Origin of the sequence: Pseudomonas sp. R32, assembly GCF_009866705.1 — a bacterium.
GTDB lineage: Bacteria > Pseudomonadota > Gammaproteobacteria > Pseudomonadales > Pseudomonadaceae > Aquipseudomonas > Aquipseudomonas donghuensis.
On sequence record NZ_CP019396.1, the window covers coordinates 1,444,808 to 1,467,682 of the forward strand.

Below are 22,875 nucleotides of genomic sequence, written 5' to 3' on the forward strand. Positions count from 1 at the left end.
AGGAGTATCACTCGTGAGCCGCCTGTTACTGAATTGCGATATGGGTGAAAGTTTTGGCAGCTGGACCATGGGCCTGGACGCCCAGGTCATGCCCTATGTTGATTGCGCCAACATCGCCTGCGGCTTCCACGCCGGCGACCCCGGGATCATGCGCAAGACCGTGGCCCTGGCCGTGGCCAACCAGGTGCGCATCGGCGCCCACCCGGCCTACCAGGACCTGGTCGGCTTCGGCCGTCGCTCCATGGCCTGCAGTGCCGAAGAGATTCGCGACCTGCTGCATTACCAGATCGGCGCCCTGGACGGCATTTGCCGCACCCAGGGGACGCAGGTTGCCTACGTCAAACCCCACGGCGCGCTGTACAACGACATGATGGCCGACCCGCTCAAGCTGCGTGCCGTGCTGGAAGCTGTGGCCGCCTATGACCGGCAACTGCCGCTGATGCTGATGGCCACCGCCGACAACAGCGCGGCCCAGGTCCTGGGTGATGAGTACGGCGTGACCCTGTGGTTCGAGGCTTTTGCCGACCGCGCCTATGACGCCAGCGGCCACCTGGTGTCGCGGCGCTTGCCGGGGGCGGTGCATCACGATCCGGCGCTGATCGTCGAACAGGCTTTGCGCTTGGCCCGGGGCGAGCCGCTGATTGCCAGCGATGGCAGCGCGCTGCTGCTGCAGGCCCATACCTTGTGCGTGCATGGTGACAACGACAGCTCGATTGCCGCCGTCCGGCAGATCCGTCAGGCCCTCGATGCCCAGGCGGTGCCATGAACTACCGTATTGAAGTGGTAGCCATCGACTGCCTGATGGTGCGCCTGTTCGATCGCATCGACGAAAGCAACATGCCGTGGATGCTCGCCGCCAGCCAGCGCTTGCGCAGCGCGTTTGCCGAATGTCTGGTTGATCTGGTGCCGTCCTATACCACGCTGATGGTGCAGTTCGACTTGCTCCAGATGTCGCCAGCCGAGGCTCAGGCCTGCATCCGCGAAGCGCTCAGCGACCTGCAAGCGGACGCTGGCAGCGGCGGTCGTGAGCATGAGATCCCGGTGTGGTACGACCTGAGCGTCGGCCCGGAACTGAAATTATTGGCCGAGCGTTGCCAGACCTCGCTGGCAGACATCATTCGCCGTCACAGCGAGCGTGAGTACCAGGTCTTCGCCCTTGGCTTTGCCCCCGGCTTCGCCTTCATGGGCCTGGTCGAAGAGGCACTGGCCGCGCCGCGCCTGGCCACCCCGCGCAAACGCGTGGCGGCCGGCAGCGTGGGGATTGCCGAGCGGCAGACCGCCGCTTATCCAGCGGTTTCTCCTGGCGGCTGGAACCTGATCGGGCGCACCCCGAGCAAACTCTTTGACCGTCAGCGCGAGGGCTACAGCCTGCTGCAGCCGGGTGACCGGGTGCGCTTCGTGGCGGTTGAGCGTGCGACCTTCCTTAACCTGGGCGGCGACGATACGCCGCTGGAGGCACAGGCATGAGCCGGTTGTCGATCGAGGCCAGCACGCCGCTGTGCCTGTTGCAGGATGCCGGGCGCTTTGGCGTGCGCCACCTGGGCGTGACTCAGGGCGGGGCGCTGGACTGGGTGTCGATGCGCTGGGCCAACTGGCTGCTGGGTAACGCGCCCGAGGCTGCGGTGGTCGAGGTCACCCTCGGTGGTTTCAGCCTGATTGCCGAGCAGGACTGCTGCCTGGCCCTGGCCGGCGCCGACCTCGACGCACGCCTCGATGGCCAGCCGCTCAAGCCCTGGCGCAGTTTCAGCATGAGCAAGGGCCAGCGCCTGCGTTTGAACTCGCCGTTGCACGGGGCCCGCGCATACATCGCCGCGCCGGGCGGGTTCAAGGCGCCGCAGGTGCTGGGCAGTTGTGCCAGCGTGGTGCGTGAAGAGCTCGGCGGGCTGGATGGTTTGGGCTCGCCGCTGGCCAAGGGGCAACCGCTGGAATATGCCGGCGTGGCGAAAGCGCTCAAAGAAGTGCCGGAGGCGTTGTGGCCGGACTTTACCGACAGGGCGCCGCTTGATCTGTTGCTCGGCGCGCAGATCGGCGATTTTAGTGGCCTGAGCCTGTTCGAGGTCTTCAACCGCGACTGGACCCTCGACAGCCGCGCTGATCGCATGGGCATCCGCCTGTTGGGGCCGGCCTTGCAGTACCAGGGCCCGGCGATGGTCTCCGAGGGTATCCCGTTGGGCGCGGTGCAGGTGCCGCCGGATGGCCAGCCAATCGTGCTGCTCAATGACCGGCAGACCATTGGTGGTTATCCGCGCTTGGGGGCGTTGACGCCGCTGGCGCTGGCGAGAATGGCGCAGATGCTGCCGGGGCACGTGGTACGGTTCCGGCCGGTGGTGCAGGAGATGGCGTGGCTTGAGCAGCGGGCATTTCTTGAGAGGTTTGTTGGCTGAGCGGGCCTCATCGCTGGCAAGCCAGCTCCCACAGGTGAATGCAAACCTCTGTGGGAGCCGGCCTTGCCGGCGATGGGGCGCGTAGCGGCCCCGTGTCTACTTGGACAAAAACCGCATCCCTTCTTCCAACCCGCGCAAGGTCAGCGGGAACATCCGGTCCTCGACCAGCTCGCGAACGATGTTGGTCGATGCCGTATAGCCCCAGGTGTCCTTTGGGTAGGGGTTGATCCAGATGAGCTTCTTGTACTTCTCCATGAACCGCTGCATCCACACGTAACCGGCTTCCTCGTTCCAGTGCTCGACGCTGCCCCCCGGCTGGGTGATTTCGTAGGGCGCCATGGCCGCGTCACCGACGAACACCACCTTGTAGTCGGCGCCGTACTTGTGCAGCAGGTCCAGGGTCGAGGTGCGCTCGGAGGTACGGCGCAGGTTGTTCTTCCACACCGACTCATAGACGAAGTTGTGGAAGTAGTAATACTCCAGGTGCTTGAACTCGGTCTTGCAGGCCGAGAACAGCTCTTCGCAGATCTTCACGTGGGCGTCCATCGAGCCGCCGATGTCGAACAGCAGCAGCAACTTGACGCTGTTGCGCCGCTCTGGGCGCATCTGGATGTTGAGCAGGCCGGCATCGCGGGCGGTGTGGTCGATGGTGCCGTCGATATCCAGCTCTTCGGCCGCACCCTGGCGGGCGAACTTGCGCAGCCGGCGCAAGGCCAGCTTGATGTTGCGCGTGCCCAGTTCGACCTGGTCGTCGAGGTTCTTGTACTCGCGCTGATCCCAGACCTTGACCGCCTTGCCCTGGCGCTTGCCGGCATCGCCGACGCGGATGCCCTCGGGGTTGAAGCCGCCCGAGCCGAACGGGCTGGTGCCGCCAGTGCCGATCCACTTGTTGCCGCCGGCGTGGCGTTCCTTTTGCTCTTCCAGGCGCTTTTTGAACTCTTCGATCAGCTTGTCCAGCCCACCCAGGGACTGGATCTGCGCGCGCTCCTCGTCAGTCAGCGAGCGCTCGAACTCCTTGCGCAGCCAGTCTTCGGGAATCAGCGCTTCCAGGTGCCGGTCGAGGTTCTCCAGGCCTTTGAAGTAGGCCGAAAACGCCCGGTCGAACTTGTCGAAATGGCGCTCGTCCTTGACCAGGATGGCCCGCGACAAGTAGTAGAACTCGTCCATGTCGGCGAAGCTCACGCGCTGCTTGAGGGCATTGAGCAAGTCGAGCAGTTCGCGCACCGAAACCGGCACCTTGGCCGCGCGCATTTCATTGAACAGATTGAGCAGCATGGCTATTGCTCCCGGCTCAGCGGTTACCGCGACGGCTCATGAAGGCCAGGCGCTCGAGCAACTGCACGTCCTGTTCGTTCTTGACCAGGGCCCCGGCCAGCGGCGGGATGGCCTTGGTCGGGTCGCGTTCGCGCAGCACCGCTTCGCCGATGTTGTCGGCCATCAGCAGCTTGAGCCAGTCGACCAGTTCGGAGGTGGACGGCTTTTTCTTCAGGCCCGGCACCTTGCGCACGTCGAAGAACACGTCCAGCGCTTCGCTGACCAGGTCCTTCTTGATGTTCGGGTAGTGCACATCGACGATCTGCTGCAGGGTGTCGCGGTCGGGGAAGGCGATGTAGTGGAAGAAGCAGCGGCGCAGGAAGGCGTCCGGCAGCTCTTTTTCGTTGTTCGAGGTAATGATGATGATCGGGCGCTGCTTGGCCTTGATCGTCTCGTTGGTTTCGTAAACGTAGAACTCCATCCTGTCCAGTTCCTGCAACAGGTCGTTGGGGAACTCGATGTCGGCCTTGTCGATTTCGTCGATCAGCAGAATGACCCGCTCGTCGGACTCGAAGGCCTCCCAGAGCTTGCCTTTCTTCAGGTAGTTGCGCACGTCGTGCACCTTGTCGACGCCCAGTTGCGAGTCGCGCAGGCGGCTGACCGCGTCGTACTCGTAGAGCCCCTGGTGGGCCTTGGTGGTCGACTTGATGTGCCAGGTGATCAGCTTGGCGCCAAAGGATTCGGCCAACTGCTCGGCAAGCATGGTCTTGCCGGTGCCCGGTTCACCCTTGACCAGCAGCGGCCGCTCCAGGGTGATCGCTGCGTTGACTGCCAGTTTCAGGTCGTCTGTAGCGACATAAGCGCTGGTGCCTTCGAACTTCATGAACCGATCCTCTAACGTAGCGCCGGGGGTACATGGCCCCAGGCGGAAAAATTGTCATGCACGACTATAACGCGGGCTCCGGGCGACTGGGAACGCAGACGGCCCATTCAGTCTCTGAATGGACCGTCACTCGGTGACTCAGTCAACCTTGGGTGGCGTTTGTTCATAATTGGCGTTGAAGGCCTGGACAAAGCCATTGCGCAGGATCTGCAAAAACGCCTCGAAGGCGCTGATATCGCGTTTATGCACGCTGCCTCTGAGCGCTACGCGGGTGGCGAACTGGTTCTTGCGCTGGTTCTTGAGCGCGGTTTCGCTGCCGCCGACCAGAGCTTCCCAGATCGAGCGGAAAAAGCCCTTGTCCTTGCTCTGAACGTCCTGTTGCCAGTTGAATACATCGACGTCGCGCAGCAACGGCTTGATGTAGCCGTTGAGCTGGCCGTTGCTGGCTTCGGCTTCGATCACCAGGTCGCCATGGCCGGCATTGAAGTCGAACTTGCCATAGGCACTGGCAAAATCGTTAAGCCGGCGCAACTCGATATCGGTGGCGCGCAAGCGAAACTTGAAGTCTTGGAAATCGCTGAAGGGGTCGAAGGTGGCGCTGCTTTCGACGCTGGCATCGCCGAGCAGGCGGGCCTTGCCGTCGAACGTGGCGTCGCGCCGGCCCTTGCGGTCCTCGACGTTGGTCAGGTTGCGGATGCTGGCATCGAGCCGGGTGGCCTTGAGGTTGACCGGCGGCGTGGAATTGAAGTTGCGAAAGCTCAGGATACCGTCGTCGATGCGGACTTCGTTGAGGGTGATGGGCAGCAGCTTTTCCAGTTGCTGACGCCAGTCGGTGCCCTGGCCGGTCTGCGAGGTCTGTTTGCTGGCACCGTCGACGAAGTTCAGCTGCGGCTTGAAGAAGGTCACTTGCGCCACTACCGCCTGGTTGTGCCACAGCGAATGCCAGCTGACCGACAGGTCGATCAAGGGTGCTTCGAGAAACGGCACCGGAACCTTGCCGCTGGTCTTGACGATGTTCAGGCCGTTGATCTTGTAGGCGCCGCGCCACAGGGCCAGGTCGACGTCGGCGATCTGCCCGCGGTATTCACCCATGTCGGCGAGCCTGTCGTTAAGGTAGTTGCGTACCAGCAGCGGCAGGGTCAGGTGCAGGGCCAGCAGTAACAGGGCGATGCTCAACAGCCCCCACAGGGGCCAGCGGTAGCGACGTTTCATCGGCGACGGTTTCCGGCAGGGTAGTGATCGGTTGACCCCCGTCAGCTTCAGGGGTTCGCCGGTTGTGGACGCATTGGCGCTGCAGGCTTACCCTTGAAGTTTTCCGCCCGGTGCATAAAAGGACCCCGCCATGAGCCGTATCTTTGCTGACAACGCGCATTCCATCGGCAATACGCCGCTGGTGCAGATCAACCGCATCGCCCCTCGCGGCGTCACCGTGCTGGCCAAGACCGAGGGCCGTAACCCCGGTTATTCGGTCAAGTGCCGGATCGGCGCGAACATGATCTGGGACGCTGAAAGCAGCGGCAAGCTCAAACCGGGCATGACCATCGTCGAACCGACCTCGGGCAACACTGGCATCGGCCTGGCCTTTGTTGCCGCCGCCCGGGGTTACAAGCTGCTGCTGACCATGCCGGCGTCGATGAGCATCGAGCGGCGCAAGGTGCTCAAGGCCCTGGGTGCGGAGTTGGTGCTCACAGAGCCGGCCAAGGGCATGAAAGGTGCAATCGAAAAAGCCAATGAAATCGTTGCTGGCGATCCGTCGGCTTACTTCCTGCCCGGCCAGTTCGAGAACCCGGCCAACCCGGCGATCCATGAGAAGACCACCGGCCCGGAAATCTGGAACGATACCGACGGCGCGGTCGATGTGCTGGTCGCCGGTGTCGGCACCGGCGGCACCATTACCGGGGTGTCGCGCTATATCAAGCGGACCCAGGGCAAGGCGATTCTCTCGGTAGCGGTCGAACCGATCGTCTCGCCGGTGATCACCCAGGCCCGTGCCGGTGAAGAGATCAAGCCCAACCCGCACAAGATCCAGGGCATCGGTGCCGGTTTTGTGCCGAAGAACCTCGACTTGAGCATGGTCGATCAGGTCGAGCTGGTCAGTGACGAGGAGTCCAAGGCCATGGCCCTGCGCCTGATGCAGGAAGAGGGCATCCTCTGCGGTATTTCCTCCGGAGCGGCCATGGCTGCGGCGGTGCGCCTGGCGGAAAAGCCGGAGATGCAGGGCAAGACGATCGTCGTGATTCTGCCGGATTCTGGTGAGCGTTACCTGTCGAGCATGCTGTTTTCCGACCTGTTCACCGAGCAGGAAAACCAGCAGTAAGTCGCGGCGGTGCTGATCCCGGGCAATAACCGGCGCCGCTGTTTGTTGCACAATCCTTAACACTGATTCCCGGTCCCGCAGGTTTTCACTGGGACCGGATCGGTTAATATGTTCGATTAATTCGGCAGTGATGGCCTGATCGAAATTCCAAGGAGTGTTGCATGACTTTTTCCTTTGTCGCCAAGGCAGGTGTATTGCTGCTGTTTTTCGGCAGCACGTTGTATGTGCACCTGCGCGGCAAGGCGCGTTTGCCATTGTTGCGCCAGTTCGTCAACCATTCGGCGCTGTTTGCCCCTTACAACGCCCTGATGTACCTGTTTTCCGGTGTGCCGTCCAAACCTTACCTGGAGCGCAAGCGCTTCCCCGAGCTCGACGTGCTCAAGGACAACTGGGAAGTCATCCGCGAAGAGGCCATGCACCTGTTCGACGAGGGTTACATCCGCGCAGCCGAAAAAGACAACGACGCCGGCTTCGGCTCGTTCTTCAAAAAGGGCTGGAAGCGTTTTTACCTGAAGTGGTACGACAAGCCGCTGCCCTCGGCCGAGGCGCTGTGCCCCAAGACCGTCGAGCTGGTCAACAGCATCCCCAACGTCAAGGGCGCGATGTTCGCCTTGCTGCCCGGCGGCAGTCACCTGAATCCGCACCGCGATCCGTTTGCCGGCTCCCTGCGTTATCACCTGGGCCTGTCGACGCCGAACTCCGACGATTGCCGGATCTACGTCGATGGTCAGGTGTATGCCTGGCGCGACGGTGAAGACGTGATGTTCGACGAAACCTATGTGCACTGGGTCAAGAACGAAACCGAAACCACCCGGGTGATCCTGTTCTGCGACGTCGAGCGGCCGCTCAACAGCCCGCTGATGACCCGCATCAACCGCAAGGTCAGTGCGTTCCTCGGCCGCGCCACCGCGCCGCAGAACACCGATGACGAACGCGTGGGCGGCATCAACCAGGCCTATGCCTGGAGCAAGCGCTTCAGCAACGTCATCAGCAACCGGGTCAAGCAGTTCAAACGGGCCAACCCCAAGGCCTACCGGGTGTTGCGTCCGGTGCTGGCGGTGGTGGTTGCCTATCTGCTGTACCGCTGGTTGTTCTGATTGTTTCGGGCCGCTTTGCGGCCCATCGCCGGCAAGGCCGGCATCTGCATTCACCACCGACTTGCCAGCCTGAAACAGGCTGGTCTATAGTCACCCCACTTCACCTCACCGAAGACCTGCTCATGCCAGCGTCCTGCCCATCCACCGTATTCGCTACCGCGCCTGACGCGGTTGTCGTTGTGCGTGGGAATCAGCAGCCGGCCATGATCAGTCACTACCCACCACCTGTCAGTAGCGTGGTCGTGTGCGTCGTCGCACCGCCAGCAGTGGTAGTGCTGGGCTAAGCGGCCAATCGCTGCGTCCCCACACACCTGCACCCTACTGAATACGGTTGGCTGCCCCTCGCGGGTAGCACCGTTCGGCTTATCTGCCCGAATTACAGGTGGCATTCATGTCTGTTCTATCGAAACAATCCGTGGTCTCGGCGGCCACTACCAGCCTGTTCGTCCTGCTCTGGAGTAGCGGGGCGATCGTCTCCAAGCTTGGCTTGGCTCACGCCAGCCCCTTTGCCTTCCTGCTGCTGCGTTCGGCCCTGGCCCTGGCGGGCCTGCTGTTGCTCAGCCCCTTGCTCAAGCTGCACTGGCCGCGCACCCGCCCGGCGGTGTTGCAAGCCCTGGCCACCGGTTGCGTGCTGCTGGGCGCTTATCAGATCTTCTACCTGCTGGCGCTCAACACCCACGTCACGCCCGGGGTCATGGCCACGGTCATGGGCGTGCAACCGATCCTCACCGTGGTGCTGATGGAACGCCAGCGTTCCTGGAGCCGGTTGTTCGGCCTGGGCCTGGGCTTGAGCGGCTTGATCATGGTGGTCTACCAAGGCATCAACCTCGGCGGTGTGTCGCTGGCCGGGATGCTGTTTGCCTTGCTGGCGCTGATGAGCATGACCTTTGGTTCGATCATGCAAAAGCGCATCACCAGTAACCCCATGGGCACCTTGCCACTGCAATACCTTGCCGGGCTGATGATGTGTGCAGTATTTGCGCCGTTTCAGCCGCTGCAGGTGGAACTGACCGACAGCTTCATCGGCGCCTTGCTGTGGATGGGCCTGGTGGTGTCGCTGTTGGCGACTTTGCTGTTGTACCGGTTGATCGCCAAGGGCAACCTGGTCAATGTCACCAGCCTGTTCTACCTGGTGCCGGCCGTCACTGCGGTGATGGACTACCTGATCTTCGGTAACCGCCTGGCGGCGCTCAGCTTGTTGGGCATGGGGCTGATCGTCATTGGCCTGCTGTTCGTGTTCCGCAAGCCCGCTGCCGCGCAGGCGCAACTGCAAGCTGACTAGCACTGCTTGCCGCCCGGCAAAACGCCGGGCGGCAAACCTGCGCCCTCAGGGCTACGGATTAACCTGTCAGGCGCGAACCGGCTTGCCAACCGCCGCAGGCTTGAGCACCAGCCACAACGCCACGGCAATCAACAGCCCGCCGTACAGATGCGCCAGCGACAACGGCTCATCCAGCAGCCAGGCGCCCCACAGCACACCGAAGGCCGGGATCATGAAGGTCACAGTGCTGGATTTGACCGGGCCGATCTCGCTGATCAGGCGAAAGTAAAGGATGTAGGCAAAGGCGGTACACACCAGCCCCAAGCCCAGCAGCGACCCCCACACCTCCCAACCGCCCCAGCTTGCCGGTGGTTGGGTCAGCACGCTGTAGCCGAACAACGGTAACAACAGCAAGGTCGCGCCCATCATGCTGCCCAGCGCCGACAAGCGGCTGTCGAGGCCGCCCTGGTGATCGAGCCAGCGCCGGGCCAGAAAACCGGCCAGGCCATAACAGGCGGTTGCCGCCAGGCACGAGAGGGCGCCTTGCAGCAGTTTCGCGTCAAACGCCACCGGGCCCGCGCCACTGAGTATGCCGACACCGAACAAACCAAGGAAAATGCCGCTGAGCTTGGCCAGGGTCAGTGGTTCACGAAAGCACAGCGCGCCAATCAGCACGCCCATCAACGGCGTGGTGGCATTGAAGATTGCCGAGTAGCCGGCCGGCAACACTTGGGCCGCCACTGAATACAGCGTGGCTGGAATCCCTGAGTTGATCATGCCCAGCACCAGACAGGCCCTGAGCTTGCCGTTGAAGTCCCAGCGCACCCGCAGCAGGGCAAGAATCACCAGCAGGCCGAGGCAGGCGATGGAGACACGGAAAAACGCCGTGGGCAAGGTGCCAAGCACCGGCGCAATGATGCGCATGAACAGAAAGCTCGCCCCCCAGACAGCAGCGAGTATCAACAGGCGGGTAATGGCGATGGGGCTCATGGGCTCTCCGGGTCCTTTGGGGGCAGGGCGCGAGTTTACGTTACAAACCGGGCCATGCTCTCTCCCTTTCTTGCGCTCAAATTCCGCGCTCGGCGAGTTTGGCCGATACACCCGCGCCAACAGGCTTTCCCTGCCCGTGGCGACTGGCTAAGCTCAGGCTTTGACATTCCCGCAGAGGTCTGACGTATGCCCCAGCAATGGCCGGCCGCCGATATCGCCCGGATGATCCTCGATGGCTTCGATGATTATCGTGAACATTTCCGGCAGATCACCGACGGCGCCCGCGAGCGGTTCGAGCAGGCCCAGTGGCAACAGACCCAAAGCGCCTCGGCGGCGCGCATCAACCTCTATGAGGAAAAGGTCAGCGAGGTCAGTGGCTGGCTGCGTCAGGGTTTCGAGGACGAGGTGCTGCTCGACGTCTCGCTGTGGCCGCTGGTCAAGAGTGCCTATATCGGCCTGATCGATCCGCGCCTGGACGATGAACTGTCGGAGACCTGGTACAACTCGATCTTCTGCAGCCTGTTCAGCCATGACCTGATCAGCGATGGCTGCATGTTCATCCACACCACCCGGCCATCGCTGCGCAGTCACGAGCGGGCGGCGCAAACCCGAATCTATCGGCCGCAAAGCGGCCTTGGCGCGTTGCTGGCGCAGGTCTTCGCCGACTACCGCTTCGATGTGCCGTACGCGGACCTTGCCGGCGACCTGGCGCGCCTTGAAGCGCAGCTGCGGGAGAACCTGCCGGACTGGGTGTGCAAGGACCCGGCCCTGGCCGTCGAGCTGTTTTCTTCGGTGCTGTACCGCAACAAGGGCGCCTACCTGGTCGGGCGCCTGTACACCCAGGACGAGCAATGGCCGCTGGTGATCCCGCTGTTGCACCGCGAAGGCCACGGCATCGAGATCGACGCGCTGATCACCGACGAAGCCGAGGTGTCGATTATCTTCTCCTTCACTCGTTCCTACTTCATGGTCGATGTGCCGGTACCGGCCGAGTTCGTCGGTTTTCTCAAACGCATCCTGCCGGGCAAGCACATCGCCGAGCTGTACACCTCGATCGGGTTCTACAAACACGGAAAATCGGAGTTCTACCGGGCCTTGATCAACCACCTGGCCGGCACCGATGACCGTTTCATCATGGCCCCGGGCGTGCGTGGCATGGTCATGAGCGTGTTTACCCTGCCGGGCTTCAACACCGTGTTCAAGATCATCAAGGACCGCTTCTCGCCGTCCAAGAGCGTCGATCGCGCTACGGTGATCGAAAAGTACCGCCTGGTAAAAAGCGTCGACCGCGTCGGGCGCATGGCCGATACCCAGGAGTTTGCCGATTTTCGCTTCCCCCTGAGCAAGTTCGAGCCTGAGTGCCTGGCCGAACTGCTGGAAGTGGCGCCGTCCACCGTCGAAGTGCACGGTGACACGGTGCTGATCCGCCACTGCTGGACCGAACGGCGCATGACCCCGCTCAACCTCTACCTGGAAAACGCCAACGACGCCCAGGTGCGCGAGGCCCTGGAGGACTATGGCCTGGCCATCAAGCAACTGGCGGCGGCGAATATCTTTCCGGGTGACATGCTGTTGAAGAACTTCGGCGTCACCCGCCACGGGCGCGTAGTGTTCTATGACTATGACGAGATCTGCTTTCTCACCGAGGTGAACTTCCGCTACATCCCGCCGCCGCGTTTCCCCGAGGATGAAATGGCCTCCGAGCCTTGGTATTCGATCGGGCCGTTGGATGTGTTTCCCGAGGAGTTCCCGCCGTTCCTGTTTGCCGATAGCGGTCAACGCCGCTTGTTCAGCCAGTTGCATGGTGAGTTGTACGATGCCGACTACTGGAAAAGCCTGCAGGCGGCGATCCGCGGCGGCAAGGTGATCGATGTGTTCCCGTATCGGCGCAAGTGCCGGGAGAGCTGAACAACATCGCGGGGCAAGCCCGCTCCCACAGGAATGAGGGTGAATCTGTGGGAGCGGGCTTGCCCCGCGATGCTTTCAGGCCGAGAAAATTCGTTGTACACCCACCCCATCAAGCACCGCATCGATCAGCGCACGAGCAATCTCGATATGCTGGCCGGCACCGGCGACGATGGCGCGGTCGTTGAGGGTGAGATGATCCAGCGCATCGCTGACCGTGGCTTCAGCGCATCGCAGCAGTTGGCCGGCGTGCAGCAGGGCTTCTTCGGCGGGAATACCTTCGCGAACGTTGAACATGCGGTTGGTGCCGAACGGAGTGTTGGCGGTGGTTGCGTTGGATAGGCCGAGACTGGGGGGATCTGGGACAAGCTTTTTCATGATTGACCTCAAGTTATGAAGCAACCACGCCTCGCTGCTAAACGATGGGTGGCAGCTGTACGCGGGTTAGCAGACCGGTAACTCGAGGAACCCGGCGCACCCGAAGGCGCCCCACGTACAACCGCCATATAGCGTTGTGCCGTCGACATCGAGTAATGAGCCGGACTGCTAAATCCGATCGTTGGATTTTCCAACGACGGCAGCAGCCTAGGTTCTTGACGGGGTTGGCACAACAGAGCAACGGCGGCGAAAGTATGATTCAGAACGGTCTGACAGAAAACACTTACAACATTTCGATTTGTCGCTGTGTGAGCAGCCTGCACCGGACCTTGTGGGAGCGGGCTTGCCCCGCGATCGAGCGCGTAGCGGTCGTATGCCAGGCAACTCCTGGTTTGCTGACTGTACTGGCCTCATCGCGGGTCAAGCCCGCTCCTACAGTTGAATGCGGCCGCTACCCCTTCAAGCACTTCAACTCGCTGAAACTCTGCCGCACCTGGCCAAGCTTCTGCTCCAGGTGCTGGCGCTGTTGCTCGCTGCTCTGTGCCATCACATCCACCAGCAACCGCCGCGCCTCCTGCTCGGTGCGCTGGAAGGCGATCCGGTACTCCGGTGTCCACAGGCTTTCGCGCTTCTTCAGGAGGATTTCCAGGCGCGGCTCGAAGCTGTCGCTGTAACGCTGGTCCATGGCCGCGCTGAACTGCGCCTGCCAATGGGCGCGGTTGGCGATCCACTGGCGGTTCTGTTCACCCAGGCTTTGTGACCAGGTCATGACCCGCAGTTTCTGTTGCGCGCTGAGCTCGCCGAGCCAGGTGCTCAGGCGTTTTTCCATGCGCTCGGCGCGGCGTTCGATTTGCCGTGCCAGCGGTGTATTGACATATTTGGCCTGGCGCTCGCGGATGTCGTCGGCAAAGGCTTCGCGCATTTCCCGCACCTGCTCATCATCCATGCTGCGCAACAGTTCGGCGGCCGACGGGGTGATCTGCTCGGCAACCTTGGCAATGGCCTGGCGGGCTTCCTGGGTGCGTACCTGCAGTTGCTGGTCGGTCACCGCATTGCTGGCGACCATCGCCTGGATTTCGTCGATCCAGGTCAGGTAGCCGGGCAATTGCGTACGACAATGCCAGGCCAGTTGCTGTTTGAGTCGATCGTTGAGCCAGGTTTTCTGCTGGCGGTTCATGCTCAGGTAGTCGTTCAGCGACCAGGGCACCAGCATGTCGAGGTTGCGGTAGGCCAGGTCGACACGGTTGCAGGCGATGACCAGCAAGGCCGATATCACCAGCAACAGCACGGTGCGCAGGTACTTGGACAGGCAGGCGTACATGAGCGGATCCTTGCGAAGGCTTGCTTGTCTTTATAGAACAGGGCGCGCCTTCACGGTTCATTTTGCTGACGGGCCGTCATCGGCAACCGGGCGCAATCGCCGCGTGAGGTGTAGAATGCCCCGCTCGCAACGAGGATTTCCGGAAATGGCTTTAGTTGGGCGTTACAACACTTTGCAAGTGGTCAAGCACACGGACTTCGGTCTGTACCTGGACGGCGGGGCGGACGGCGAAATCCTCCTGCCTAACCGTTACATCCCCAAGGATACGCCCACCGAGGTTGAAGACTGGCTGAACGTCTTCGTCTACCTCGACAGCGAAGACAAGCTGATCGCCACCACGGAAAAGACCAAGTTGCAGGTGGGTGACTTCGCCAGCCTCAAGGTCAAGGAAATCAACAGTATCGGCATTTTCCTCGACTGGGGCCTGCCCAAAGACCTGCTGATGCCGTACTCCGAAGAAAAACGCCAGATGAAGGCCGGCGAGTACTGCGTGGTGCACGCTTACCTCGATAAGCGCACCCGCCGCATCACCGCCACCGCGCGCCTGGACCGTTACCTGGACAAGGTGCCGGCGAACTACAAGGTTGGCCAGGAGGTTGACTTGCTGGTGGTCGAAGAAACCCCGATGGGCTTCAAGGCGATCATCAACAACAAGCACTGGGGCCTGATTCACAAGAATGAAGTGTTCAAGTTCCTGCGTTCGGGCAAGCAGGAGAAGGGCTACATCAAGGAACTGCGCAGCGACGGCAAGATCGCCCTGAGCCTGCAGCCCATCGGCCAGGACCTGGCCAACAGCCTGCACGACAAGATCCTCGCCAAGCTCAAGGACGCCAACGGCGTGCTGCCGGTCAGCGACAAGAGCGACCCGCAGTTGATCAGCGACCTGTTCGGGGTCAGCAAGGGCAACTTCAAGAAGGCCATCGGCGCCTTGTACAAGGATGGCCGCATCGTCATCCACGCCGACCGCATCGAACTGGCCTGATCAGACCTGCTTGAAGCCTGCGAAACTCAGGTTCTCACCGCCTGGGCGCAGGTCTTTGAGCAGCGAATCGCGATCGGCACTCAGCGCCAGGCTGATGGTCGAGCGGCGCTTGCCCGGGTGGCGGATTTCCATTTTTTCCTGATGGGCCTGCAGGTAGTTCACCGGCACCTTCAAATGCTGCAGCTCGTCAGTTTCCGGGGTGTGCAGCAGCAGGTTGACCCAGTCGGGCTGGCCCTTGCGCAGCAGCTTCACCGGCACATCGAACCACCACAGACTGCGCTTGGTGTCGAGCACGGCAAACAGGGTGTTGTCGCTGTTGAGCACTGGTCGTTCCAGTTCCTGGTTGCGGCGGGCAATGGCGGTGGGTTTGTCGAGTTTCATGCAGGTTCCTACGGGTGACGCTTGAAAGGTCGCTTATTGTGCTGGCAACTCGATGAAACATAAAGCGACGTTACTCGCCGGCGTATCGATTGCCCCAAAGGCATGGCTAACGAGAACGTTGGCAAGGTCAAGGATGCGCTGCAGAAGCCTTGAACCCTGAGAACACGGACAGGACGAAGGCCATCTTCGGGTGGCCGTTGTGCTATCTGCCGTAATCAATCGCAACTTTGAGGCGATCGTCGATTAGACTTCAGGACGTACCTGCCTGATGAGTGCTGTGAGGAGCCTGCCAATGACCCTCGAGCGGCGAAAGGAGACGCTATGATTTTCCCCGACCTGCGCGGCTTGCCGTTGCACCGTGTGCTGGTGCGCACGGTCAAGGAATTTCTCGATGACGAGATGTCCACCTATGCCTCGGCGCTGGCCTACCAGATGCTGTTTTCGTTGTTTCCCTTCCTGCTGTTCCTGATCGCCCTGATCGGCTTCCTGCATTTACCGGACTTTTTCTCCTGGTTGCGCCTGCAGTCGGAACTGGTATTGCCGCCCCAGGCGCTGGAGCAGGTCAACCCGGTAATCGACCAGTTGCAGCAGTCCAAGGGCGGTTTGCTCTCGGTGGGTATCGTCATTGCCCTGTGGACCGCATCGGCCGGTGTGCGGCTGATGATGAGCGCGATGAACGCAGCTTACGACGTGGTCGAGGGGCGCCCGGTGTGGAAGCGCTTTCCGCTGTCGGTGATCTACACCGTCGGCATCGCCGGCATGCTCCTGGCTGCCGCCGCGCTGATGGTGCTGGGGCCGCAGGTGATGGAGTGGATTGCCTCGCAGATTGGCATGCAGGAGTTCATCGTCACCCTGTGGACCGTGCTGCGCTGGCCGGCGATCATCATCCTGATGATGGTCGCGGTGGCGTTGATCTATTACGTCATGCCCGATGTGAAGCAGACGTTTCGCTTGATTACCCCGGGCTCGGTGCTGGCGGTGGTAGTGTGGATCATCGCTTCGCTGGGTTTTGGCTACTACGTCAAGACCTTCGCCGACTACAACGCCATGTACGGCAGTATCGGAGCGATCATTGTCCTGCTGTTGTACTTCTATATTTCCGCTGCCGTCTTGCTGTTGGGGGCTGAAATGAATGCGGTGATCGAACGCATGTCGGAGGAAAGCAAAGAGCCCGGCGAAAAAGACGTTGATGGCGTCGCCCATGAGCATGAAAAAAAGCATGTCTCCGGGCTTGGCCGTGATCATTCGCTTGATCATCAAACCACACCTGCCAGCGAACCCCTGAGTCGAAGCCATGATTCATGACATCCTGAAAATGGGCGATGAGCGCTTGCTGCGCATCGCCCCGCCCGTGCCGCAACACATGATCGGCAGCGCCGAGCTTGAACGGCTGATCGCCGATATGTTCGAAACCATGGAACATGTCGGCGGGGTGGGCCTGGCCGCGCCGCAGATCGGTGTCGACCTGCAATTGGTGATCTTCGGTTTCGAGCGCAGTGAACGCTACCCGGAGGCCGAGGCGGTGCCGCGGACCATTCTGCTCAACCCGCTGATTACGCCGTTGAGCACCGAGGTCGAGGACGGCTGGGAAGGCTGCCTGTCGGTGCCGGGGCTGCGTGGCGTGGTGCCGCGCTACCAGCGGATTCGCTACGAAGGCGTTGACCCGCAAGGGCAGCCAATTGTGCGCAACGCCGAGGGCTTTCATGCCCGGGTGGTGCAGCATGAATGCGATCACCTGATCGGCCGCCTTTATCCCTCGCGCATCCACGACTTCAGCCGCTTCGGTTATACCGAGGTGCTGTTCCCCGGGCTGGACCCGGCCAGCGACGACTGACCCCGCAGCATTGCCAACAAGGGCTTGCTGCGCTGGTAGCGGGCCAGGCGCTCGGCCAAGGGCGCGGGCAGGGCGCCGGTGCTGCTGAACGCCTGGCGGGCATAGAAGCCCTCCAGGGCCGGGTGGCAGAACAGCCAGATATTCCCTGGCAGTTCGGCCGCTGCCGCTTCGATCAGTTGGCGGGCGACCTGCTGGCCGCGCCACGCGGGGGCGACGAACAAGCCGGTCAGCCAATGGCCGCCGGGCACGTCACTCAGGCACAACGCCGCGACGATTTCCTCGGCCCTGGCCACCCACAGCTGGCCCTGGGCAGCCGCGCGCATGGGCGAACCGTGGTTTCGGTAGAATTTATTCAGCAAGGGCCGCTCGGGCGCAAGCAGCCGGCAGTAGCGTAATCGGGTCACTGGTTTGATCTGGCAAAGGCTCTACACCGGGCTTTTACACCGGAAGGCAAAAACTGTCGAGAGCGTTGTACCGAGGCTATTGTTGCAAAAGCAGTAACAGTGAATGTCCGGCTTCGTGATTTAACCGTCCGAAGTACCTTGTAGACTAACCACATCCCACGCAGAAAGTTACAGTGGGGTCGGTACTTCGTGTTATGTCCCCTTGTTTGATATAACAACTTCTCCGCGCCGTTCAAGGTAAATGAAGTCAATCGATTAGTTTGATTGCTTTGCAGGCCTATTATCATGAAACGTTTATTTGCACTTGCCCTGGTGGCTGTTTCTTCGTTCGCCCTGGCGGATGAAATCAATACTGCGGCTGCGCAACCTGTTGTTGAACAGTATGACTACAGCAGCAACCTGGATATTGCCAAAGTCATCAGTTTGTCGACCATTCCCAATGTTTGTGAAGTGGTACCGGCAACCATGACCTACGAAGACCACCAGGGGCAGCGCCACACCATCGAGTACCGCGCCATGGGTGACGGTTGCAGCAACGGCTGATACCGTTCGGCACCTCTGGGTTGCGCATTGCAGGGCTTGAGCTAGGGTCAATCGTGTCCAGGGTGGACAGTTTTCCTATCTCACATGGAGTGAATGCAATGAACAGCCCTGAGAAAAACCTGCGGCACGGCCGCGTTATTTCACCGGCCAGCCGTGGTTCCAAGACCGTTGAACTGGGATTGCTCGGCAACTGGCAAGTCAATGAAATGGAAGGCGGTAAAAACTTCCCAAGTTTGGTGGCCGGGCCGGTGCCTGCGCCCTTCCAGACGGATGCCCCCAGTGTCGTGCCACCCGCGGATGGATATATTCTAAGTGGTGGCAAACAGGACGCTCGCGACGTCGTCAATTACACGAACGCGGAAATGTCCGCCAAACTCGGCACGCCCTTTAACTGGCCGTTGTTGAATGTGACGCCGGGCCAGACCTTCCAGGTGAAGTGGGAATATACCGCAGCACATACCACCCGGGGCTATCGCTGGTTTATTACCAAAGATGGCTGGGATGTGAACAAGCGCGTCAGTCGCGCCCAGCTCGAGGCTGCGCCGTTTGCCGAAGACCTCTATCCCTACACGCCGTATTACGAGCATAAGGACAAGCTCAAGGCCAAGGTCGAACATGAGGTCAAGCTACCCAGCAACAAGCACGGCCATCATGTGATCGTCCTGCTGTGGCTGGTCGCCGATACCGGCAACGCCTTCTACCAGGCCTTCGACGTCAACTTCCAGTAACCCGCCTCACTGGCTCTCGCGCGCCAGTAGCTCACGCTTGCGCTCCACGCCCCAGCGGTAGCCCGAGAGGTTGCCATCGCTGCGCACCACCCGGTGACACGGGATGGCCACAGCCAGGGCGTTGGCCGCGCAGGCCTGGGCCACGGCGCGCACAGCCCTGGGGGAGCCAATCCGCTGGGCGATCTCGGCATAGCTGGCAGTGCTGCCGGCCGGGATCGCCCGCAAAGCCTGCCAGACCCGCTCCTGGAACGCTGTGCCGCGCAGGTCCAGTGGCAAGTCCAGGCCGATGCCCGGCACCTCGATAAAGCCCACGACCCTGGCCACCAGGGTTTCGAACCCGGCGTCGCCACCGATCAGGTTGGCCTTGGGAAACTTGTCTTGCAGGTCATTGAGCAGCGCCTGCGGGTCGTCACCGAGCAGGATTGCGCAGATCCCCCGTTCGCTCTGCGCCACCAGAATCGCCCCCAACGAACACTGGCCGATGGCAAAGCGGATGTCGGTGTTGGCGCCACCGTCACGATAGGTGCCCGGGGTCATGCCCAGGCGGGCATTGCTCGATTCGTAGAAGCGGCTGTTGGAGTTGAACCCGGCCTCGTACAAGGCGTCGGTGACCGTTGCCGACTGCTGCAATTGAACGCGTACCTTGCGCGCGCGGTGGGCCGAGGCGTAGGCCTTGGGCGTCAGCCCGGTCACCGCCTTGAACACCCGGTGAAAGTGGAACGGACTCATCTTCAGCTGTTCGGCCAGCTGGTTCAGGCTCGGCGCCGGGTCGGCGCTTTCGATCAAGGCACAGGCGCGGGTGACCTGGGCCCGGTGCTGTTCGGCGACATGGGTCTGGTCGGCGCCGCGGCGCTTGCTCGGCCGGTAGCCGGCGGCTTCGGCCTGTTCGGCGCTGTCGAAGAACTCGACATTGTCGATGCGCGGCAGGCGCGAGGTGCTGCTCGGCCGGCAGTACACACCGGTGGTGCGCACGGCGTAGACAAAGGCCTGGTCAGCGGCCGGGTCGCGGGCCAGTATGGCCTGCCAGCGCGGGTCGGATTCGCTGATCCGTGGTTTGCCTGTACTCATGACGGGGTGCTCCTGGCGTTGATCGATGGGTTCAGGCTACGGCTGCGGCTCACGGGAAGAACTCCGGGTCTTGCGTTCAAACTCGCTTGGCCGGTACCCGCCACAGGTACCAGGCGGCCACGGTCCGGTAAGGGCTCCAGCGCTTGCCCAGATCGATCATCTGCCGGCGCGTCGGTTGCTTCTCCAGGCCCTGCAAACGGCGATAGCCCTCGCGCACGCCGAAGTCGTCGGCCGGCAGGATGTCCATGCGTTCCAGGGTATAGATCAGCAGCATCTCGACAGTCCAGCGGCCTACTCCACGCAGGTTGACCAGGCGCTCGATCAGCGCTTCATCTGCCAGTGCCGAGGCTTGTTGATAGTCCGGCACCAGCCCTTCGACCCGTGCCCGGGCGATGCCCTGGATGGTCGCCAGTTTGTTCGCCGAGAAGCCGCAACCGCGCAATTGCTCAGGGGTGGTTGCCAGCACCTGCTCGGGGCTGGGAAACCCGGTGTCCGGGTAAAGCGCCAGAAAGCGCCCGAGAATCGCATCGCCGGCCTTGGCGTGCAGTTGCTGGTAGGCGATGGCCCGCACCAGCGCCTGATACGGGTCGCGGGTGGGTTTGGGTTGATGCAGGCAAGGACCGACTGCCTCGATGTGCGCGGCCCATCGTCGGTCCAGGGCGGCGAGGTAGGTTTGCGCCTCGGCATACAAAGCGTGCTTGCTCATCAGGCCTCCAGCGCCTTTGCCACGTGCTCCAGTGCCTGTTTGAGTTCGGCCCGGCTGCCAGCCGCCGACAGGCTGATGCGGATCGCCGCCAGGTCATGCTGTTTTACCGCAAACACGTCGCCTGGCACCACCGCCACGCCGCTGGCCCGGCAGGCCTCGGTCAAGCGGGCGGCGCTGTGCCCGGCCTTGACCCAGATGTGTGGGGAAGGCTGCTGGCTATTGACCAGGTGGCTACCCAGAATTCTGCAGGCCAGGCGCCAGCGCTGGCGGACTTCCTCGCGCTGCCAGGCCAGGCGCCGCTGCGCCGTGCCATCGGCAATCCAGCGACAGGCGATCTGCAGGTTCAGTGGCGACACCTGCCAATGGGTGGCCTGGGCATGGGGATCGACCTGTGCCAGCAGGGCTGGATCAGCCACGATCCAGCCCAGGCGCAGGCCGGCGCCAACGGTTTTCGACAGGCTGCTGATCAACACGCCGCGGTGCCCGAGCAACCGCCACAGCGGTGGCTGGTCGGTCAGCGCGCCGTAGACATCATCTTCGATCACCCGCAGGTCATGGCGCTCGACCACCTCGGCGATCGCCTGTTGGCGTGCGCTGCTCATGCACGCACCGGTAGGATTGTGCAGGCTCGGGGTCAGCACCATGATGCGCGCGCCGGTGGCACGGGCGACCCGATCGAGGTCGTCTGGCACAATGCCCTGATCGTCCAGGGCGATACCATGCAGCGGCAGGCGCAACTGCCGGCAGGCGGCCTTGATACCGGGTGCGGTGAGGGCTTCGACCAGCACCGCTTCACCCGGCTGGCACAGCGACAGCAACACCGTGAACAAGCCCTGCTGGGCACCACCGCACAGCAGCAACTGCCGGTCATTGAGCTCAAGGCCACGGTTGGCCAGCCAGGCGGCACCGTGCACACGGCCGCGCAGCAACGCTTCGGCGCTCAGGTAATGGTCCAGGCAAGCCGCCTGGCCGTCCTGCAACAGCACCTGCAAGGTGGTTTCGCTGTCGCGGTTGGCCGGGTCGATCACCGGTACATTGGTCGACAGGTCGATCAGGCTCGGCTGCAGGTCCTTCTGCTTGAGGCGAAACAGTGTGGCCTCCTTGCTGCCGGCCAGCACATAAGTGCCACGCCCGACTTCCCCCGAAACCAAATGCCGGGCTGCAGCTTCGCGGTAGGCCTGCTGGGTGGTGCTGGGGTTGAGCCCCAGGTTCCAGGCCAGGCGTCGTTGTGGCGGCAGACGTTCACCGACTTTCAGTTCGCCGCGCTCGATGGCGGCGGCAATGGCGTCGACCAGGGCCAGGTAGCGCGGCTGGGCATCGGCGCTGAGGGTAGGGGTCCACATTTATTGTTGGCCATGCAATATAAGAATTTACCCATACAATGCGCGGCGACTAGGATCAGGTCAAATCCGATCCTGCCGAGGTGTTTCATGTTCGACCTGCCTGCCCTGCGAGATGCTGCCCGCCTGGTTCATGCCAGCGTTCCCGCCACCGCGCAATACGCCTGGCCGCGCCTGGCCGAACGGCTGGGCTGCGAGGTCTGGGTCAAACATGAGAACCACGCGCCGACTGGCGCCTTCAAGGTGCGCGGCGGTCTGATGTATGTGCAGTGGTTGCGGGAACAGAAGCCCACGGTACGTGGCCTGGTCACCGCGACCCGTGGCAACCACGGCCAGAGCATGGCCCTGGCCGCGCGCACTGCCGGGCTGGCGATCATCATCGTGGTTCCCGAGGGCAACTCGCGGGAGAAGAATGCGGCGATGCGCGCCCTTGGCGCCCAACTGGTCGAGCACGGCGCCGACTTTGACCAGGCCCGCGAAGAGGCCGCGCGCCTGGCCGAGTTGCACGGCTTTGAGAGCGTGCCGCCGTTTCACCCCGAGCTGATTCGCGGCGTCGCCACCTATGCCCTGGAGTTGCTGGAGGCGGTGCATGCGCTCGATTGCGTCTACGTGCCGATCGGCATGGGCTCGGGCATCTGCGGGCTGATCCAGGCGCGCAACCTGCTTGGCCTGCGCACAGAAATCGTCGGCGTGGTGTCCAGTGCTGCGGACGCATTTGCCCAGAGCCTGGAGCAGGGCCGCATCGTCACTACCGCCACGGCCAATACTTTCGCCGACGGCATGGCCTGCCGCATGCCGTTGCCCGAAGCGTTCGAAATCATCCGCCAGCATGCCGCGCGCATCGTGCGCGTCAGCGATGAGGAAGTGGCCCAGGCCATGCGCATCTACCACGAAGACACCCACAACACCGCCGAAGGCGCAGGGGCCGCCGGGCTTGCCGCGCTGATCCAGGAGCGCGAGCGCCAGCAGGGGCGCAAGGTGGCGGTGATTCTCAGCGGGGCGAATATTGATCGGCAGCGGTATGCGCAGGTATTGGCGGGTGATTGAAAAATCCTGAATTGAAGCATTGGAAAAAGTGCTATCTTATTTTGATAGCATT

24 protein-coding genes are annotated in these 22,875 nt (G+C 62.2%); 13 read left to right on the forward strand and 11 right to left on the reverse strand.

Annotated elements, in window-relative coordinates:
* The first annotated feature begins 13 nt into the window (after nucleotides 1-13).
* From PspR32_RS06645 to PspR32_RS06655, 3 genes are read left to right on the forward strand one after another with little or no spacing between them, the layout of a single operon-like run.
* Nucleotides 14-766: a 5-oxoprolinase subunit PxpA gene (locus PspR32_RS06645; protein ID WP_159388237.1), complete on the forward strand. Its 753-nt coding sequence runs from the start codon at nucleotides 14-16 to the stop codon at nucleotides 764-766.
* Nucleotides 763-1,467 (forward strand): 5-oxoprolinase subunit PxpB, encoded by a 705-nt coding sequence (gene pxpB, locus PspR32_RS06650; protein WP_159388238.1) that lies wholly within the window; start codon nucleotides 763-765, stop codon nucleotides 1,465-1,467. Before PspR32_RS06645 ends, pxpB begins: the two co-directional genes overlap by 4 nt.
* The gene (locus PspR32_RS06655) at nucleotides 1,464-2,384 is read left to right on the forward strand and encodes a biotin-dependent carboxyltransferase family protein (RefSeq protein WP_036994188.1); all 921 of its coding nucleotides are present in this window, start codon (nucleotides 1,464-1,466) and stop codon (nucleotides 2,382-2,384) included. Before pxpB ends, PspR32_RS06655 begins: the two co-directional genes overlap by 4 nt.
* 96 nt (nucleotides 2,385-2,480) lie before the next feature.
* Here PspR32_RS06655 and PspR32_RS06660 read toward each other — a convergent pair whose 3' ends face one another.
* From PspR32_RS06660 to PspR32_RS06670, 3 genes are all read right to left on the reverse strand, one after another.
* Nucleotides 2,481-3,659, reverse strand: a complete 1,179-nt coding sequence (locus tag PspR32_RS06660; RefSeq protein ID WP_159388239.1) for a vWA domain-containing protein — start codon at nucleotides 3,657-3,659, stop codon at nucleotides 2,481-2,483.
* Between the two features lie 16 nt (nucleotides 3,660-3,675).
* Nucleotides 3,676-4,521: an AAA family ATPase gene (locus PspR32_RS06665; RefSeq protein ID WP_010223111.1), complete on the reverse strand. Its 846-nt coding sequence runs from the start codon at nucleotides 4,519-4,521 to the stop codon at nucleotides 3,676-3,678.
* A 138-nt stretch (nucleotides 4,522-4,659) separates the two neighbouring features.
* On the reverse strand, nucleotides 4,660-5,733 hold the full coding sequence (locus tag PspR32_RS06670; RefSeq protein WP_010223110.1) for a DUF748 domain-containing protein: 1,074 nt from the start codon (nucleotides 5,731-5,733) through the stop codon (nucleotides 4,660-4,662).
* 130 nt (nucleotides 5,734-5,863) lie between these two features.
* Between PspR32_RS06670 and cysK the strand changes: the two genes are divergently transcribed.
* The 3 genes from cysK to PspR32_RS06685 all read left to right on the forward strand — a co-directional run bounded on the left by cysK (nucleotide 5,864) and on the right by PspR32_RS06685 (nucleotide 9,217).
* On the forward strand, nucleotides 5,864-6,838 hold the full coding sequence (gene cysK, locus PspR32_RS06675; RefSeq protein ID WP_010223109.1) for a cysteine synthase A: 975 nt from the start codon (nucleotides 5,864-5,866) through the stop codon (nucleotides 6,836-6,838).
* A 161-nt stretch (nucleotides 6,839-6,999) separates the two neighbouring features.
* Entirely contained in the window at nucleotides 7,000-7,935 is a 936-nt protein-coding gene (locus PspR32_RS06680; protein WP_036994191.1) for an aspartyl/asparaginyl beta-hydroxylase domain-containing protein, read from the forward strand.
* 391 nt (nucleotides 7,936-8,326) lie between these two features.
* On the forward strand, nucleotides 8,327-9,217 hold the full coding sequence (locus PspR32_RS06685; RefSeq protein ID WP_010223107.1) for a DMT family transporter: 891 nt from the start codon (nucleotides 8,327-8,329) through the stop codon (nucleotides 9,215-9,217).
* 66 nt (nucleotides 9,218-9,283) lie between these two features.
* Here PspR32_RS06685 and PspR32_RS06690 read toward each other — a convergent pair whose 3' ends face one another.
* Nucleotides 9,284-10,186, reverse strand: coding sequence for a DMT family transporter (locus PspR32_RS06690; protein WP_036994194.1), 903 nt, complete (start codon nucleotides 10,184-10,186; stop codon nucleotides 9,284-9,286).
* A gap of 186 nt (nucleotides 10,187-10,372) precedes the next feature.
* Here PspR32_RS06690 and aceK point away from each other — a divergent pair, with 186 nt between their 5' ends.
* On the forward strand, nucleotides 10,373-12,094 hold the full coding sequence (gene aceK, locus PspR32_RS06695; protein WP_010223105.1) for a bifunctional isocitrate dehydrogenase kinase/phosphatase: 1,722 nt from the start codon (nucleotides 10,373-10,375) through the stop codon (nucleotides 12,092-12,094).
* A gap of 75 nt (nucleotides 12,095-12,169) precedes the next feature.
* Here aceK and PspR32_RS06700 read toward each other — a convergent pair whose 3' ends face one another.
* Together PspR32_RS06700 and PspR32_RS06705 are read right to left on the reverse strand one after the other, a co-directional pair.
* Nucleotides 12,170-12,469: a DUF6124 family protein gene (locus PspR32_RS06700; RefSeq protein ID WP_159388240.1), complete on the reverse strand. Its 300-nt coding sequence runs from the start codon at nucleotides 12,467-12,469 to the stop codon at nucleotides 12,170-12,172.
* A 451-nt stretch (nucleotides 12,470-12,920) separates the two neighbouring features.
* Nucleotides 12,921-13,790: a DUF6279 family lipoprotein gene (locus PspR32_RS06705; protein ID WP_036994197.1), complete on the reverse strand. Its 870-nt coding sequence runs from the start codon at nucleotides 13,788-13,790 to the stop codon at nucleotides 12,921-12,923.
* A gap of 145 nt (nucleotides 13,791-13,935) precedes the next feature.
* On the opposite strand from PspR32_RS06705, the gene PspR32_RS06710 reads away from it, so the two are divergent.
* Nucleotides 13,936-14,772, forward strand: a complete 837-nt coding sequence (locus PspR32_RS06710; protein ID WP_010223103.1) for a CvfB family protein — start codon at nucleotides 13,936-13,938, stop codon at nucleotides 14,770-14,772.
* Here the strand turns inward: PspR32_RS06710 and PspR32_RS06715 are convergent, their stop codons facing one another.
* Nucleotides 14,773-15,153, reverse strand: a complete 381-nt coding sequence (locus PspR32_RS06715) for a hypothetical protein (RefSeq protein ID WP_010223102.1) — start codon at nucleotides 15,151-15,153, stop codon at nucleotides 14,773-14,775.
* Between the two features lie 321 nt (nucleotides 15,154-15,474).
* On the opposite strand from PspR32_RS06715, the gene PspR32_RS06720 reads away from it, so the two are divergent.
* Nucleotides 15,475-16,458 carry a YihY/virulence factor BrkB family protein gene (locus PspR32_RS06720; RefSeq protein WP_010223101.1) on the forward strand — a complete coding sequence of 328 codons (984 nt, stop codon included), beginning with the start codon at nucleotides 15,475-15,477 and terminating at the stop codon, nucleotides 16,456-16,458.
* A complete protein-coding gene (gene def / locus PspR32_RS06725; protein WP_010223100.1) occupies nucleotides 16,448-16,987 on the forward strand; it encodes a peptide deformylase in 540 nt (179 codons plus the stop codon). The genes PspR32_RS06720 and def overlap by 11 nt, the downstream gene beginning before the upstream one ends.
* Here the strand turns inward: def and PspR32_RS06730 are convergent.
* Nucleotides 16,939-17,310, reverse strand: coding sequence for a GNAT family N-acetyltransferase (locus tag PspR32_RS06730; protein ID WP_081839619.1), 372 nt, complete (start codon nucleotides 17,308-17,310; stop codon nucleotides 16,939-16,941). The genes def and PspR32_RS06730 overlap by 49 nt on opposite strands.
* A gap of 366 nt (nucleotides 17,311-17,676) precedes the next feature.
* On the opposite strand from PspR32_RS06730, the gene PspR32_RS06735 reads away from it, so the two are divergent.
* Both PspR32_RS06735 and PspR32_RS06740 read left to right on the forward strand, forming a co-directional pair.
* Entirely contained in the window at nucleotides 17,677-17,934 is a 258-nt protein-coding gene (locus PspR32_RS06735; RefSeq protein ID WP_010223098.1) for a DUF2790 domain-containing protein, read from the forward strand.
* A 98-nt stretch (nucleotides 17,935-18,032) separates the two neighbouring features.
* Nucleotides 18,033-18,662, forward strand: coding sequence for a lytic polysaccharide monooxygenase auxiliary activity family 9 protein (locus PspR32_RS06740; RefSeq protein ID WP_159388241.1), 630 nt, complete (start codon nucleotides 18,033-18,035; stop codon nucleotides 18,660-18,662).
* Between the two features lie 6 nt (nucleotides 18,663-18,668).
* On the opposite strand, the gene ada is transcribed toward PspR32_RS06740, so the two are convergent.
* From ada to PspR32_RS06755, 3 genes are all read right to left on the reverse strand, one after another.
* Nucleotides 18,669-19,730 (reverse strand): bifunctional DNA-binding transcriptional regulator/O6-methylguanine-DNA methyltransferase Ada, encoded by a 1,062-nt coding sequence (ada, locus tag PspR32_RS06745; RefSeq protein WP_010223095.1) that lies wholly within the window; start codon nucleotides 19,728-19,730, stop codon nucleotides 18,669-18,671.
* Between the two features lie 76 nt (nucleotides 19,731-19,806).
* Nucleotides 19,807-20,436: a DNA-3-methyladenine glycosylase family protein gene (locus PspR32_RS06750; protein WP_010223094.1), complete on the reverse strand. Its 630-nt coding sequence runs from the start codon at nucleotides 20,434-20,436 to the stop codon at nucleotides 19,807-19,809.
* A complete protein-coding gene (locus PspR32_RS06755; RefSeq protein WP_159388242.1) occupies nucleotides 20,436-21,779 on the reverse strand; it encodes an aminotransferase-like domain-containing protein in 1,344 nt (447 codons plus the stop codon). Before PspR32_RS06755 ends, PspR32_RS06750 begins: the two co-directional genes overlap by 1 nt.
* An 87-nt stretch (nucleotides 21,780-21,866) precedes the next feature.
* Between PspR32_RS06755 and PspR32_RS06760 the strand changes: the two genes are divergently transcribed.
* On the forward strand, nucleotides 21,867-22,823 hold the full coding sequence (locus PspR32_RS06760; RefSeq protein ID WP_010223092.1) for a threonine dehydratase: 957 nt from the start codon (nucleotides 21,867-21,869) through the stop codon (nucleotides 22,821-22,823).
* Nucleotides 22,824-22,875 lie beyond the last annotated feature (52 nt).

Bases quoted from the DNA above. Each gene is read 5' to 3' on its own strand.
- pxpB (WP_159388238.1), top strand. From the start codon at position 763: ATGAACTACCGTATTGAAGTGGTAGCCATCGACTGCCTGATGGTGCGC.
- PspR32_RS06655 (WP_036994188.1), top strand. From the start codon at position 1,464: ATGAGCCGGTTGTCGATCGAGGCCAGCACGCCGCTGTGCCTGTTGCAG.
- PspR32_RS06660 (WP_159388239.1), bottom strand. From the start codon at position 3,659: ATGCTGCTCAATCTGTTCAATGAAATGCGCGCGGCCAAGGTGCCGGTT.
- PspR32_RS06665 (WP_010223111.1), bottom strand. From the start codon at position 4,521: ATGAAGTTCGAAGGCACCAGCGCTTATGTCGCTACAGACGACCTGAAA.
- PspR32_RS06670 (WP_010223110.1), bottom strand. From the start codon at position 5,733: ATGAAACGTCGCTACCGCTGGCCCCTGTGGGGGCTGTTGAGCATCGCC.
- cysK (WP_010223109.1), top strand. From the start codon at position 5,864: ATGAGCCGTATCTTTGCTGACAACGCGCATTCCATCGGCAATACGCCG.
- PspR32_RS06680 (WP_036994191.1), top strand. From the start codon at position 7,000: ATGACTTTTTCCTTTGTCGCCAAGGCAGGTGTATTGCTGCTGTTTTTC.
- PspR32_RS06685 (WP_010223107.1), top strand. From the start codon at position 8,327: ATGTCTGTTCTATCGAAACAATCCGTGGTCTCGGCGGCCACTACCAGC.
- PspR32_RS06690 (WP_036994194.1), bottom strand. From the start codon at position 10,186: ATGAGCCCCATCGCCATTACCCGCCTGTTGATACTCGCTGCTGTCTGG.
- aceK (WP_010223105.1), top strand. From the start codon at position 10,373: ATGCCCCAGCAATGGCCGGCCGCCGATATCGCCCGGATGATCCTCGAT.
- PspR32_RS06700 (WP_159388240.1), bottom strand. From the start codon at position 12,469: ATGAAAAAGCTTGTCCCAGATCCCCCCAGTCTCGGCCTATCCAACGCA.
- PspR32_RS06705 (WP_036994197.1), bottom strand. From the start codon at position 13,790: ATGTACGCCTGCCTGTCCAAGTACCTGCGCACCGTGCTGTTGCTGGTG.
- PspR32_RS06710 (WP_010223103.1), top strand. From the start codon at position 13,936: ATGGCTTTAGTTGGGCGTTACAACACTTTGCAAGTGGTCAAGCACACG.
- PspR32_RS06715 (WP_010223102.1), bottom strand. From the start codon at position 15,153: ATGAAACTCGACAAACCCACCGCCATTGCCCGCCGCAACCAGGAACTG.
- PspR32_RS06720 (WP_010223101.1), top strand. From the start codon at position 15,475: ATGATTTTCCCCGACCTGCGCGGCTTGCCGTTGCACCGTGTGCTGGTG.
- def (WP_010223100.1), top strand. From the start codon at position 16,448: ATGATTCATGACATCCTGAAAATGGGCGATGAGCGCTTGCTGCGCATC.
- PspR32_RS06730 (WP_081839619.1), bottom strand. From the start codon at position 17,310: ATGCGCGCGGCTGCCCAGGGCCAGCTGTGGGTGGCCAGGGCCGAGGAA.
- PspR32_RS06735 (WP_010223098.1), top strand. From the start codon at position 17,677: ATGAAACGTTTATTTGCACTTGCCCTGGTGGCTGTTTCTTCGTTCGCC.
- PspR32_RS06740 (WP_159388241.1), top strand. From the start codon at position 18,033: ATGAACAGCCCTGAGAAAAACCTGCGGCACGGCCGCGTTATTTCACCG.
- ada (WP_010223095.1), bottom strand. From the start codon at position 19,730: ATGAGTACAGGCAAACCACGGATCAGCGAATCCGACCCGCGCTGGCAG.
- PspR32_RS06750 (WP_010223094.1), bottom strand. From the start codon at position 20,436: ATGAGCAAGCACGCTTTGTATGCCGAGGCGCAAACCTACCTCGCCGCC.
- PspR32_RS06755 (WP_159388242.1), bottom strand. From the start codon at position 21,779: ATGTGGACCCCTACCCTCAGCGCCGATGCCCAGCCGCGCTACCTGGCC.
- PspR32_RS06760 (WP_010223092.1), top strand. From the start codon at position 21,867: ATGTTCGACCTGCCTGCCCTGCGAGATGCTGCCCGCCTGGTTCATGCC.